Origin of the sequence: Streptomyces sp. JHA26 (genome assembly GCF_002005565.1) — a bacterium.
Classification (GTDB): domain Bacteria; phylum Actinomycetota; class Actinomycetes; order Streptomycetales; family Streptomycetaceae; genus Streptomyces.
The window spans coordinates 24,866-38,479 of the sequence record NZ_BDJC01000046.1 but is presented as its reverse complement, the minus strand read 5'-3'; the positions used below and the strand labels follow the sequence as shown (position 1 = coordinate 38,479).

The window sequence follows — 13,614 nt, the reverse complement described above, 5'->3', positions numbered from 1 at the left end:
TCCACGCCCGGTTTCGCTCCGTGATGAGCGCTCGGCTCCGGGGGCTGCCAACCCCCGTGCGAGCGCGGACTAATCTCGTCGCGAGAACCTCAGCCACTACCCCCGTGATCGGCCTGCGACACCCCTGTATGCCGCATGCACGGACCCGACAGCTCTGGAGAAACTCGAGCATGAACCGCAAGACTTTGGTGCTGCCGGCCGTCGTCGGCCTGCTCGCCCCGGTACTCGTCGCCTGCGGCGGGTCCGACGGCGGCAGCGGCGGCGGGGACGCGGTCGTCGTCGGCACCACGGACCGGTTCACCGCCTCGAAGGAGGCTCCCGCGCCCCTCGACCCGGCCTACGCCTACGACGTCGGCGCCTGGAACATCCTGCGCCAGACCGTGCAGACCCTGATGGTCCAGCCGCGCGGCGACGGCGAGCCCGTCCCCGAGGCGGCGGAGAAGTGCGGATTCACCGACACCGGCAACGAGCGCTACGCCTGCACCCTGCGTGACGGCCTCACGTTCGCCAACGGCGACCCGGTCACCGCGGCCGACGTGAAGTACTCGATCGAACGCGCACTCTCCCTCAAGGCCGACACCGGCGTGTTCTCGCTGCTGTCCACCATCGACACCGTGGAGACCCAGGGCGACCGCGAGGTCATCTTCCACCTCAACACCGCCGACGCCACCTTCCCGTTCAAGCTGTCCACCCCGGTCGCCGGCATCGTCAACCCGGACGTCTACGAGAAGGGCAGCCTGCGCGACGGCTTCGAGGTGGACGGCTCCGGCCCGTACACCATGAAGCCCGAGGTCAAGGACGGCGAACTGGCCAAGGCCGTGTTCACCAAGAACCCCCGTTACAAGGGGAGTCTCAAGGTGAACAACGACAAGGCCGAGATAGTGTCCTTCGCCGACGCCGAGACCATGGGCGCCGCGCTGGAGAAGGGCGACATCGACCTGATGACCCGCGCGATGACGCCGGACCAGGTCCGCAAGCTCACCAACGAGACGGGCGGCGACGTCGACATCATCGAGGTGGCCGGTCTCGAGATCCGCTACCTGGGCTTCAACACCGAGGCCCCGACCGTGAAGGACAAGGCCGTCCGCAAGGCGGTGGCCCAGCTCGTCAACCGCAGCGAGCTCGTCTCCGCGGTCTACGGCTCCCAGGCCGAGCCGCTGTACTCGATGGTTCCGGCCAGCATCACCGGCCACTCCAACTCGTTCTTCAACAAGTACGGCGACCCGAGCGTGAGCAAGGCCAAGGCGCTGCTGGAGGCCGCGGACATCGCCACGCCGGTGAAGCTGACGATGCACTACACCACCGACCACTACGGTGCCGCGACCAAGCAGGAGTTCGAACAGCTGCAGAAGCAGCTGAACGACAGCGGGCTGTTCGACGTCGAGATCAAGGGCATCCCCTGGAAGGTCTTCAACCCGGCCGAACTGAAGGGCGAGTACGACGTCTTCGGCATGGGTTGGTTCCCGGACTTCCCGGACGCCGACAACTTCCTGGCGCCGTTCCTCGACAAGGACAACGCCCTCAACTCGCCGTACGCGAACTCCGAGGTCATCAACCACCTGATCCCGCAGTCCCGGCGTGAGGCCGACCGCCTGTCCGCCGTCGACAGCCTGACCCGGATCCAGGACGCCATCGCCGACGACGTCCCGCTGATCCCCCTGTGGCAGGGCAAGCAGTACGTCGCCGCCCGCGACGACGTCACCGGCACCGCCTACGCCATCAACTCCGCCTCCTCGCTGCAGCTGTGGGAGCTGGCCCGCGGTGTGAGCGACTGACGCACCCGGCGACCGGCCGCCGTACACACGAAGGGCGCCCTCTTCCCGGAAGAGGGCGCCCTTCGGGGTTCGCGCCGGCGGGCGAACCGAGGTCTACTGCGCGCCGGGGCGCACCAGCCCGCTCTCGTACGCGTACACCGCGGCCTGCACCCGGTCGCGCAGCCCGAGCTTGGTCAGCACGTGCCCGACGTGGGTCTTGACGGTGGTCTCGCTGACGAACAGGTCGGCGGCGATCTCCGCGTTGGACAGACCACGCGCCACCAGCTTCAGGACCTCCACCTCGCGGTCGGTCAGCGTGTGCAGCGTGTCCGGCGCCGGCTCGTCACCGGAGGGCAGGTGGGTGGCGTACTTGTCGAGCAGCCGCCTGGTGATGCTCGGCGCGAGCATCGCCTCGCCGTTCGCCACCACGCGGATCGCCTGCACCAGTTCGTTGGCCGGGGCGTCCTTCAGCAGGAACCCGCTGGCACCCGCCTTCAGCGCCTCCACCACGTACTCGTCGAGGTCGAAGGTGGTCAGCACCAGCACCTTGGCCGGACCGTCCCGCTCCGGGCCGGTGATCTGCCGGGTCGCCTCCACGCCGTCCATCCGCGGCATGCGGATGTCCATCAGCACCACATCGGGCTGCAGAGCCCGCACCTGGTCGAGAGCCTGGAGGCCGTCTCCGGCCTCGCCGACGACCGCGAGATCCTGCTCCGCCTCCAGGATCATCCGGAAGCCCGTGCGCAGCAGCGGCTGGTCGTCGACCAATAGGACACGGATGGCCACGTAAGTCTCCTTCGCTAGTCCGGCCCCATTGTGCCCTGCTCGGTGGTGCCCGACCCGGCCGCCCTCACCGGCAGCGGGTAGGGCGGGGGAGTGCCGCCGAACTCCGGGCAGTGCGCCTGGTGGTCGCACCAGCCGCACAGCCTGGTGGGGCGCGGCCGCCAGTCACCGGTCTCGGTCGCCAGCCGGATGGCCTCCCACAGGGCCAGCAGCTTGCGCTCGACCCGCTCCAGGTCGGCGGGGACCGGATCGTACGTGAGCACGTCACCGCTGCCGAGGTAGACGAGCTGGAGCCGCCGCGGGACGACCTTCTTCAGCCGCCACACCACCAGCGCGTAGAACTTCATCTGGAACAGCGCGTCCTCGGCGTACTGCGGCCGGGGCGCCTTGCCCGTCTTGTAGTCGACGATCCGCACCTCGCCGGTGGGGGCCACGTCGACCCGGTCGATGATGCCGCGCAGCCGCAGTCCGGAGTCCAGCTCGGCCTCGACGAACAGCTCCCGCTCGGCGGGTTCCAGCCGGCTCGGGTCCTCCAGGGTGAACCACCGCTCGACGAGCCGCTCCGCCTCGGCGAGCCACTGCGCCATCCGCTCGCCCTCCGGGTCGTCCGCGAACAGCTCCCCGACCTCGGGCCTGGTCTCCCGCAGCCGGTCCCACTGCCCGGGGATCAGCTCCTTGGCCCGCGGCGGGGTGCGCTCGGCCGCGGGCGCGTCGAAGAGCCGCTCGAGCACCGCGTGCACCAGGGTGCCTCTGGTCGCCGCCTCGCTGGGCTTCTCCGGCAGCCGGTCGATCACCCGGAACCGGTACAGCAGGGGGCACTGCATGAAGTCGCCGGCCCGTGACGGCGACAGCGAGGCGGGCGCCACGGCGACGGGCACGGGTGCGGGCCCGGACGGCTGTGGGCCGGCGGCGACCGGCGCGTCCCCGCTCGCTCCTGCTGCCTCCGCCGCGGCCGCCGGCGCCGGGGCGCGGCCGCCGGCGTCCTCCGCGGCGTCCTCGATGCTCGTCTCCATACCCACAGACCTTACGGCCCGCCACCGACAGTGACCCAGCCGCGGCCGGTACCCGTGCGGCGGACGGGGAAGCACCGGGTGCCGGGGCGGAACGGGCCGCGACGGACGCATACCATCGACACCAGACCCTCCCGCACGACAGACGCGGGAAACGCTTCGAACGAGGGGACACCGTGGACGTGAGCGGCGGGAGCGGGCACCCGCGGCCCGACAACGACGAGTCGGCCGGTCCCCACGCGGGATCCCCGCCCCCGGACCCCGGACATTCGGAGCCCACGGCTGCCGACACGCCCGGGGAACAGCCCGCGGAACAGTCCCGGAGCACCGAGGACGACACCGCAGGACAGTCACCGACGGTGAGCAAGGACACCGGGGGACCGGCGGACCCCTCGGGGGCCGCGCCCCGGGAGCAGCTCCCCGCCGAGGACGTCGCCGCGCGTGACGGGGCGGGGGAGGGGACGGGGAAGGACACCCCGCACGAGCCCGCACCGCAGCCCCCGGCACCGGGCCACCACGGCCACGCCCGGGCCGAGGCCCACACCGGCGGCAGCCCGGGGCGGCCGCCCCGGCGCCGTCCCGAGCCCGGAGGCGGGCTGCTGATGGGGCGGCCCTTCGGCGTGCCCGTGTACGTCGCGCCCAGCTGGTTCCTCGTGGCCGCCCTGATCACCTGGGTGTTCGGCGGCCAGCTCGACCGGGTCCTGCCCGAGCTCGGCGCCGCACGCTACCTCGTCTCCCTCTTCTTCGCGGTCGCCTTCTACGCCTCCGTCCTCGTCCACGAACTGGCCCACACCGTCGCCGCCCTCCGCTTCGAGCTCCCGGTCCGCCGCATCCAGCTCCAGTTCTTCGGCGGCGTCTCCGAGATCGAGAAGGAGGCCGAGACCCCCGGCCGCGAGTTCGTGCTGGCCTTCGTCGGCCCACTGCTCTCCCTCGTCCTCGCCGGCGTCTTCTACCTCGCCCTGCTCCCCGTCGAGCCGGGCACCGTCCCCGGCGTCCTGCTGGCCGGCCTGATGATCTCCAACCTCATCGTGGCCGCCTTCAACCTGCTCCCCGGCCTCCCCCTCGACGGCGGCCGGATGCTCCGCGCCGTCGTCTGGAAGATCACCGGCAAGCCGATGAGCGGCACGGTCGCCGCCGCCTGGGTCGGCCGGGCGCTCGCCGTCTCCGTCCTGATCGGACTGCCGTGGCTCACCCGGTCCGGGGCGCTCGGCTCCGAGGCCGTGGACAACGTCGGCATGGACACCGTGATGGACGCCCTGCTCGCCGCCATCCTGGCCGCGATCATCTGGACCGGCGCCGGCAACAGCCTGCGCATGGCCCGCCTGCGCGAGCACCTGCCCGAGCTGCGCGCCCGCGCCCTCACCCGGCGCGCGGTCCCCGTCCCTCCCGACACTCCGCTCTCCGAGGCCCTGCGCCGCGCCAACGCCTCCGGAGCCCGCGCCCTGGTCGTCGTCGACACCGAGGGCAGGCCGGTCTCCCTGGTCCGCGAGGCCGCCATCGTCGGCGTACCCGAGCACCGCCGTCCCTGGGTCCCCGTCAGCGGGCTCGCGCAGGACCTCACCGACGGCATGCGCGTCTCGGCCGAGCTGTCGGGCGAGGAACTCCTCGACGCGCTGCGAGCGGCCCCGGCCACGGAGTACCTGGTGGTCGAGGAGACCGGCGAGATCTACGGCGTCCTGTCCGCGGCCGACGTCGAGCGCGCCTTCGTCAAAGCCATGGCCCGGCCCAGCTGAACGCGCCCCGGACGGGCACGGGGCACCGCGCGAGCGACCGCACACGGCCCGCGCCGTCCGCCCGCACCGCCACCCCCTCCCGCCGCCGGTAAAGCCCCCGGCGGGGAACCGGTAGGCTGGTCACATGTCCGAACCGACCGGTGCCGCCCGCAGGCGCGGGCCCTTCAAGGTCGGGGACCAGGTTCAGCTGACCGACCCCAAGGGCCGCCACTACACGTTCACGCTCGAGGCCGGGAAGAACTTCCACACCCACAAGGGTTCCTTCCCCCACGACGAACTGATCGGTGCTCCCGAGGGCAGCGTTGTCCGCACCACCGGTAACGTCGCCTACCTCGCGCTGCGCCCCCTGCTCCCCGACTACGTCCTGTCCATGCCCCGCGGGGCAGCCGTCGTCTACCCGAAGGACGCGGGGCAGATCCTCGCCTTCGCCGACATCTTCCCCGGCGCGCGCGTCGTCGAGGCCGGTGTCGGCTCCGGCTCGCTCAGCAGCTTCCTGCTCCGCGCCATCGGCGACCAGGGGATGCTGCACTCCTACGAGCGCCGCGAGGACTTCGCCGACATCGCCCGGCAGAACGTGGAGCGCTACTTCGGCGGCCCCCACCCCGCCTGGCAGCTCACCGTCGGCGACCTCCAGGACAACCTGTCCGACACCGACGTCGACCGGGTCATCCTCGACATGCTCGCCCCATGGGAGTGCCTGGAGGCCGTCTCCAAGGCGCTCGTGCCCGGCGGCATCCTGTGCTGCTACGTCGCGACCACCACCCAGCTCGCGCGGACCGTCGAGTCCATCCGCGAGATCGGCTGCTTCAACGAGCCGACCTCCTGGGAGACGATGATCCGCAACTGGCACGTCGAGGGCCTGGCCGTCCGCCCGGACCACCGGATGATCGGCCACACCGGCTTCCTGCTCACCGCCCGCCGCCTCGCCGACGGCGTCGAGCCGCCCATGCGCCGCCGCCGCCCCGCCAAGGGCGCCTACGGCGAGGACTACGAGGGCCCCAACGCCGGCGGAGGCGCCGGCCGCTGAGGCGGCCCCGTGCCGCACACAACGCACAGGCGCCGTGGTGGAGTTCCCGGGGGTGCCCGGGAACTCCACCACGGCGCCGCCGCGTTGACGGGTCACCGACCGGGTCACCGACCGGAACCGCGGCCGGGGACCGCGATCCGGGACCGCGGCCCCGGCGCGGAGCCCGAAGGAGTACCCACCCCGCCGTTCCCCCGCACTGTGACGTGTGGCACGATGCTGGCCACCCCCACCGGCACAGCCCTCACAGGAGACACTCCTCGTGCAGCACCCCGCCGTTCCGGACCTGTCGCACACGCACACCCGGCCCATCCACTGGGTCGCCACCGCCACCGCTCTCGCCGGAGTCGTGGCCCTCTCCTCGGTCCTGCAGCCGGACGCCGCGACAGCGGCCCAGGCCGCCGGGCCGGAAACGAGGACCGCCCCGGCGCACGGCGCACCGCCCGACCCGGCGACCGTCGCGTTCCCCCTGGAATGCGGTCCGGTCGAGGCCGTGGTGAAGAAGAAGGCGTCCGGCGACCTCGACGGCGACGGCCGGCCCGAGACGGTGGCCGTCGTGCACTGCGACGCCCCCATGGGGACCCCGCCCGACGGCGTCTACGTCGTCACCCGGGACACCGGCAGCGGCAAGTCCCGTGTGGTGGCCACCCTGGTGAACCCCCGGGAACGCCGGACCGTCACCGACTTCGCGGTGCGCGACGGCGCCGTCCTCGCCACGCTCCTCGGCTACTCGTCGGCCGACGTGCCCAGTTGCTGCCCGGACGTCACCGACGACGTGAAGTGGCGGTGGAAGAACGGCGCGTTCGTCCGCGACACGCCGGCCCAGGCCCGGACCGTCTGAACGGCGACGACCCGGCGAGAGGCGTGACCCAGCGGACACCGGTCACCGTGCGTGCCGTTCACGTCACAGTTCGGTCACTCTGCGTCCGGACCGTAGATCTCGGTCCTGTCCGAAACGCGACGTACATGGATGCACTCGCCCGGACACTCCTTCACCGAGTCGACCACGTCCGTCAGGAGCGGCAGGGGCACAGGCGTTGTCGCGCCCCTGGCCTGCAGGAGCTCGTCGTCCGCGCCCTTGACGTAGGCCAGACCGTCGATGTCCAGCTCGAACACCTCGGGCGCGTACTGCGCGCAGATGCCGTCGCCGGTACACAGGTCCTGGTCGATCCAGACCTCGAGGGCCTCGCCGTCGACTCCGGCCTCCTGCTGCACACTCATTGCTTCCTGCCGTTTCCTGCGTCGAACCGGTCGGGAATCCGGCCAGCTCTGACGGGTGTTGAACGCTTCGACCCTACCCCCGCCGGGGTTCCCGTCACGTTCGCTGGGTATTCCCCTGGCGTGAGGGAGAGCGCAAGGGTGAAGATCGGACACACCCCGACCGTCTTTGTGATCTAGGGGTTTCAATCGACACCCACCCAGGTAGGGTCTGGAAGCGTCCAGCTCCCCTTGGAGGAGGTGAGGACCGTGGCAGCCAACGACGACGACATGAACCGCGGCATCCGCCCGGGACGCGGGTCCGAGGACCCGGCCGGGCAGGTGGCCTACCTTGAGCAGGAGATCGCCGTCCTGCGACGCAAGCTCGCCGACTCTCCGCGGCACACGAGAATTCTCGAAGAGCGGATCGTCGAGCTGCAGACCAACCTGGCCGGCGTGTCCGCCCAGAACGAACGACTCGCCAGCACGCTCCGCGAGGCCCGCGACCAGATCGTGGCCCTCAAGGAGGAGGTCGACCGGCTGGCGCAGCCACCGGCCGGCTTCGGCGTCTTCCTGCAGGCCAACGAGGACGGCACCGCCGACATCTTCACCGGCGGCCGCAAGCTCCGGGTGAACGTCAGCCCGAGCGTCGAGCTCGACGAGCTCCGGCGCGGCCAGGAAGTGATGCTCAACGAAGCCCTCAACGTGGTCGAGGCCATGGAGTACGAGAGCGTCGGCGACATCGTCACCCTCAAGGAGGTCCTCGAGGACGGCGAGCGCGCCCTCGTGCTCGGGCACACCGACGAGGAGCGCGTGGTCCGGCTCGCCGAGCCACTGCGGGGCGTCACCATCCGGCCCGGCGACGCCCTCCTGCTCGAGCCCCGCTCCGGATACGTCTACGAGGTCGTGCCCAAGAGCGAGGTCGAGGAACTCGTCCTCGAAGAGGTCCCCGACATCGGCTACGAGCAGATCGGTGGCCTCGGCGGACAGATCGAGGCCATCCGCGACGCGGTCGAGCTCCCCTATCTCTACCCCGACCTGTTCCGGGAGCACGAGCTGCGTCCGCCCAAGGGCGTCCTGCTCTACGGGCCCCCCGGCTGCGGAAAGACGCTCATCGCCAAGGCGGTCGCCAATTCTCTGGCGAAGAAGGTCGCCGAGGTGACCGGCCAGGCCGCCGGCAAGAGCTTCTTCCTCAACATCAAGGGCCCCGAGCTCCTCAACAAGTACGTCGGCGAGACCGAGCGGCAGATCCGCCTCGTCTTCCAGCGTGCACGGGAGAAGGCCAGCGAGGGCACCCCCGTCATCGTCTTCTTCGACGAGATGGAGTCCCTCTTCCGCACCCGTGGCTCGGGTGTCAGCTCGGACGTGGAGAACACCATCGTCCCGCAGCTGCTCGCCGAGATCGACGGTGTGGAGGGCCTGCAGAACGTGGTCGTCATCGGCGCCTCCAACCGCGAGGACATGATCGACCCCGCCATCCTGCGGCCCGGCCGGCTCGACGTGAAGATCAAGATCGAACGTCCGGACGCCGAAGCGGCCAAGGACATCTTCGGCAAGTACCTCACCGAGCGCCTCCCGCTCCACGAGGACGACCTCAGGGAACACGACAAGGACAAGGCGGCCACCGTCCAGAGCATGATCCAGACGGCGGTGGAACAGATGTACGCCGAATCCGAGGAGAACCGCTTCCTGGAAGTCACCTACGCCAATGGCGACAAGGAAGTCCTCTACTTCAAGGACTTCAATTCCGGCGCCATGATCGAGAACATCGTCGGACGCGCCAAGAAGATGGCGATCAAGGACTTCCTGGAGAAGAACCAGAAGGGCCTTCGCGTCTCCCACCTCCTCCAGGCCTGCGTGGACGAGTTCAAGGAGAACGAGGACCTGCCCAACACCACCAACCCGGACGACTGGGCCCGCATCTCCGGAAAGAAGGGCGAGCGGATCGTCTACATCCGTACGCTCGTCACCGGAAAGCAGGGTGCGGACACCGGACGCTCCATCGACACGGTGGCGAACACCGGTCAGTACCTGTAAAAGGCAGGGCGGCTGCGGGTGCCCTCAGTGGGTACCCGCAGCCGACTGTTTTTCGGGGCCACGGCTGGAGCAAGGCAATGACGCAAATGATCTCCCCACCAGCGCAAAGGCGTTCTAGGCTCTTCCGTACCGCCGAGTCGCGCAGTGCGGGGACGGGCACCGCACACGCACCGGAGCGCCACGTGAGCGGCGTCCACGACCGAGGGCGCCGCCGGGCAAGGAGGGCCGCATGACCGTACGGCGAGTAATGGGCATCGAGACGGAGTACGGGATCTCCGTCCCCGGTCACCCCAACGCCAATGCCATGCTCACCTCGTCCCAGATCGTCAACGCCTACGCGGCGGCGATGCACCGGGCCCGCCGGGCCCGCTGGGACTTCGAGGAGGAGAATCCGCTGCGGGACGCGCGAGGCTTCGACCTCGCCCGCGAGGCAGCCGACTCCAGCCAGCTCACCGACGAGGACATCGGCCTGGCCAACGTCATCCTCACCAACGGAGCACGGCTCTACGTCGACCACGCCCACCCCGAGTACAGCGCTCCCGAGGTCACCAACCCGCGGGACGCCGTGCTGTGGGACAAGGCGGGCGAGCGCATCATGGCCGAGGCCGCCGAGCGGGCAGCCCAGCTGCCCGGCGCCCAGCCGATCCACCTCTACAAGAACAACACCGACAACAAGGGCGCCTCCTACGGCACGCACGAGAACTACCTGATGAAGCGGGAGACCGCCTTCTCGGACATCGTGCGCCACCTGACGCCCTTCTTCGTCTCCCGCCAGGTCGTCACCGGCGCCGGCCGCGTCGGCATCGGCCAGGACGGACACGAGCACGGCTTCCAGCTCAGCCAGCGCGCCGACTACTTCGAGGTCGAGGTCGGCCTGGAGACGACGCTCAAGCGGCCCATCATCAACACGCGCGACGAGCCGCACGCGGACGCGGAGAAGTGGCGCCGACTGCACGTGATCATCGGCGACGCGAACCTGTCGGAGATCTCGACCTACCTCAAGCTGGGCACCACCGCCCTGGTGCTGTCGATGATCGAGGACGGTTTCATCGCCGTCGACCTCGCCGTCGACCAGCCCGTACGCACCCTCCACCAGGTCTCCCACGACCCGACGCTGAAGCGGCTGGTCACGTTGCGCAGCGGCCGGACACTGACCGCGGTGCAGCTCCAGATGGAGTACTACGAGCTGGCCCGCAAGTACGTCGAGGAGCGGTACGGAGCGGACGCCGACGAGCAGACCAAGGACGTCCTGGGCCGCTGGGAGGACACCCTCAACCGGCTCGAGAACGACCCGATGAGCCTCGCCGGCGAGCTGGACTGGGTCGCCAAGCGGGAGCTCATGGAGGGCTACCGGCGCAGGGACGACCTGGACTGGGACGCGGCCCGGCTGCACCTCGTCGACCTCCAGTACGCCGACGTACGGCCCGACAAGGGCCTGTACAACCGTCTCGTGGACCGCGGCCGCATCAAGCGGCTGCTGGACGAGACGGAGGTCGAGCGGGCCCGTACGAAGCCCCCGGAGGACACCCGGGCGTACTTCCGCGGGCGCTGCCTGGAGCAGTACGCGGACGACGTCGCGGCGGCCTCCTGGGACTCGGTGATCTTCGATCTGCCGGGGCGGGACTCGCTCCAGCGGGTACCGACCCTGGAACCGCTTCGCGGAACGCGTAATCACGTCAAGGAGCTCCTGGACCGCTGCCGCACCGCGGACGACCTGGTCAGGGTGCTGTCCGGCGGGTGACGGCGCGGAGCGGGTACACGAAGACGACCGCCGGACGGGGTGAAAGCCACCCGGTCCGGGAACCATCGAGATGGCCCTCGCGCGTTGGAGAAACTGCGGGGCCGATGTCGGACCCGGCTTGTAGGGTCTGATCTTGACCGAGCAACTGTGTCGGGCGAACCGAGCGGGGTGAGGGTTATGGCGACCAAGGACACCGGCGGCGGGCAGCAGAAGGCCACGCGTTCCACCGAGGAGGTCGAGGAGCAGGCGCAGGACGCACAGGCGTCCGAGGACCTCAAGGAGCGCCAGGAGAAGCTGAGCGACGACGTGGACTCCGTCCTGGACGAGATCGACGACGTCCTCGAGGAGAACGCCGAGGACTTCGTGCGCTCCTTCGTGCAGAAGGGCGGCCAGTAGCCCGAGGAGGGACGGTCGAGCTTGACGTGAGATGTCGTGCGCGGCGCGGGTCACGCCCGCGCCGCGCACGGCGCACAGCGGGGGGCCAGAGTGATCGTCGCGTGGTTCCCGCCGAGTATGTGGATCACCGCCGCAGGGCGGGTAGGGTCCGTGGCATAGCTGACTAGCTGACGCATACGTGGAAGGAATCGCGTGGAAGCCAACACTCGTAGCACCGGGCGTCTACCAGCTGCCTTCCTGACGCCTGGGTCCTCTTCGTTCATGGACTTCCTGGGAGAGCACCAGCCCGAGCTGCTCCCGGGCAACCGGCAGCTGCCGCCGGTGCAGGGGGTGGTCGAGGCGCCGCACGGCACCACGATCGTGGCCGTGACGTTCCCCGGCGGTGTCGTGCTCGCCGGTGACCGGCGGGCCACCATGGGCAACATGATCGCGCAGCGCGACATCGAGAAGGTCTTCCCGGCGGACGAGTACTCGGCGGTGGGGATCGCCGGCACGGCGGGGCTGGCCGTGGAGATGGTGAAGCTGTTCCAGCTGGAGCTGGAGCACTTCGAGAAGGTCGAGGGCGCGCAGCTGTCCCTGGAGGGCAAGGCGAACCGCCTGTCGACGATGATCCGCTCGAATCTGGGCATGGCGATGCAGGGGCTGGCCGTGGTGCCGCTGTTCGCCGGGTACGACGTGGACCGCGGCGCGGGGCGCATCTTCTCGTACGACGTGACGGGCGGGCGTTCCGAGGAGCGGTACTTCGCGGCCACGGGATCCGGGTCGATCTTCGCGCGCGGAGCGATGAAGAAGCTCTTCCGCGAGGACCTGAGCGAGGACGAGGCCACGACGCTCGTGGTCCAGGCGCTGTACGACGCGGCGGACGACGATTCGGCGACCGGTGGTCCCGACGTCGCGCGCCGGATCTATCCGATCATCACTGTGATCACCGAGGACGGCTTCCGCCGGCTGACCGAGGACGAGAGTTCGCGGCTGGCCCGGTCGGTCCTGGACCGGCGGCTCGAGCAGCCCGACGGCCCGCGGGCCACGCTGCTGTAGCGGAGGCGTTCGTGTTGTCAGGCGCTCCAGTGACTTCGACAGAAAGGGACGGATAACCGGTGTCGACGCCGTTCTATGTCTCACCCCAGCAGGCGATGGCCGACCGGGCGGAGTACGCCCGCAAGGGCATCGCGCGTGGCCGCAGCCTGGTCGTGCTGCAGTACGCCGACGGCATTGTGTTCGTCGGTGAGAACCCGTCCCGTGCGCTGCACAAGTTCAGCGAGATCTACGACCGGATCGGCTTCGCCGCGGCCGGTAAGTACAACGAGTACGAGAACCTGCGCATCGGCGGTGTGCGGTACGCCGACCTGCGTGGTTACACGTACGACCGGGACGACGTGACGGCCCGGGGGCTGGCCAACGTGTACGCCCAGACGCTGGGCACCATCTTCTCCAGCTCGGCAGAGAAGCCGTACGAGGTGGAGCTGGTCGTCGCCGAGGTCGGGGACAGCCCCGAGGGCGACCAGATCTACCGGCTGCCGCACGACGGCTCGATCGTGGACGAGCACGGCTCGGTCGCGGTCGGCGGCAACGCGGAGCAGATCAGCGGGTACCTGGACCAGCGGCACCGGGACGGCATGACGCTGGCCGAGGCGCTGAAGCTGGCGGTGCAGGCGCTGTCCCGCGACACGAACGGCAGTGAGCGGGAAATTCCGGCGGAGCGGCTGGAGGTCGCCGTGCTGGACCGTACGCGGCCGCAGAAGCGGAAGTTCAAGCGCATCGTGGGAGGCCAGCTGTCGCGGCTCCTGGACGGGGGAGCGAGCGGGGCCGCGTCCGCCTCCACGGCCACGTCCGAGGACGAGGGCGGGACGGAGGAGGAGTAGCCCGCGCCCTCATCGCATCGGCCGCCGGGTGCCTGCGGCGGCCTGTGCGTAGGCCTCCGGCGGTGGTGCGGGGTGCC

At 70.2% G+C, this 13,614-nt stretch carries 12 protein-coding genes and 1 pseudogene; 10 read left to right on the top strand and 3 right to left on the bottom strand.

What is annotated here, in order from left to right; genetic code table 11:
• Positions 1-170: 170 nt before the first annotated feature.
• Positions 171-1,775: an ABC transporter substrate-binding protein gene (locus JHAT_RS24845; protein ID WP_077800477.1), complete on the top strand. Its 1,605-nt coding sequence runs from the start codon at positions 171-173 to the stop codon at positions 1,773-1,775.
• Positions 1,776-1,868: 93 nt separating this feature from the next.
• On the opposite strand, the gene JHAT_RS24840 is transcribed toward JHAT_RS24845, so the two are convergent.
• Positions 1,869-2,540: a response regulator transcription factor gene (locus tag JHAT_RS24840; protein ID WP_077800476.1), complete on the bottom strand. Its 672-nt coding sequence runs from the start codon at positions 2,538-2,540 to the stop codon at positions 1,869-1,871.
• 14 nt (positions 2,541-2,554) lie between these two features.
• Positions 2,555-3,550 carry a RecB family exonuclease gene (locus JHAT_RS24835; protein WP_077800475.1) on the bottom strand — a complete coding sequence of 332 codons (996 nt, stop codon included), beginning with the start codon at positions 3,548-3,550 and terminating at the stop codon, positions 2,555-2,557.
• 173 nt (positions 3,551-3,723) lie between these two features.
• Here JHAT_RS24835 and JHAT_RS24830 point away from each other — a divergent pair, with 173 nt between their 5' ends.
• From JHAT_RS24830 to JHAT_RS24820, 3 genes are all read left to right on the top strand, one after another.
• Entirely contained in the window at positions 3,724-5,280 is a 1,557-nt protein-coding gene (locus JHAT_RS24830; RefSeq protein WP_107482013.1) for a site-2 protease family protein, read from the top strand.
• A 124-nt stretch (positions 5,281-5,404) separates the two neighbouring features.
• Positions 5,405-6,307, top strand: a complete 903-nt coding sequence (locus JHAT_RS24825; protein ID WP_077800474.1) for a tRNA (adenine-N1)-methyltransferase — start codon at positions 5,405-5,407, stop codon at positions 6,305-6,307.
• 259 nt (positions 6,308-6,566) lie between these two features.
• Entirely contained in the window at positions 6,567-7,145 is a 579-nt protein-coding gene (locus JHAT_RS24820) for a hypothetical protein (RefSeq protein ID WP_077800473.1), read from the top strand.
• A gap of 74 nt (positions 7,146-7,219) precedes the next feature.
• On the opposite strand, the gene JHAT_RS24815 is transcribed toward JHAT_RS24820, so the two are convergent.
• Entirely contained in the window at positions 7,220-7,525 is a 306-nt protein-coding gene (locus tag JHAT_RS24815; RefSeq protein WP_077800494.1) for a ferredoxin, read from the bottom strand.
• 246 nt (positions 7,526-7,771) lie between these two features.
• Between JHAT_RS24815 and arc the strand changes: the two genes are divergently transcribed.
• The 6 genes and pseudogenes from arc to prcA all read left to right on the top strand — a co-directional run bounded on the left by arc (position 7,772) and on the right by prcA (position 13,537).
• Positions 7,772-9,538 carry a proteasome ATPase gene (gene arc / locus JHAT_RS24805; RefSeq protein ID WP_077800472.1) on the top strand — a complete coding sequence of 589 codons (1,767 nt, stop codon included), beginning with the start codon at positions 7,772-7,774 and terminating at the stop codon, positions 9,536-9,538.
• A 229-nt stretch (positions 9,539-9,767) separates the two neighbouring features.
• Complete coding sequence (dop, locus tag JHAT_RS24800) at positions 9,768-11,279, top strand: depupylase/deamidase Dop (RefSeq protein WP_375603588.1); 1,512 nt, start codon at positions 9,768-9,770, stop codon at positions 11,277-11,279.
• A 177-nt stretch (positions 11,280-11,456) separates the two neighbouring features.
• Complete coding sequence (locus JHAT_RS24795; RefSeq protein WP_016325855.1) at positions 11,457-11,675, top strand: ubiquitin-like protein Pup; 219 nt, start codon at positions 11,457-11,459, stop codon at positions 11,673-11,675.
• A gap of 107 nt (positions 11,676-11,782) precedes the next feature.
• Positions 11,783-11,916, top strand: a pseudogene (locus JHAT_RS35485) (recombination endonuclease VII); the annotation flags it as partial.
• A complete protein-coding gene (gene prcB / locus JHAT_RS24785) occupies positions 11,868-12,713 on the top strand; it encodes a proteasome subunit beta (RefSeq protein ID WP_077800470.1) in 846 nt (281 codons plus the stop codon). The pseudogene JHAT_RS35485 and the gene prcB, both read left to right, overlap by 49 nt.
• 59 nt (positions 12,714-12,772) lie before the next feature.
• Positions 12,773-13,537, top strand: a complete 765-nt coding sequence (gene prcA, locus JHAT_RS24780; RefSeq protein ID WP_077800469.1) for a proteasome subunit alpha — start codon at positions 12,773-12,775, stop codon at positions 13,535-13,537.
• Positions 13,538-13,614: the final 77 nt, after the last annotated feature.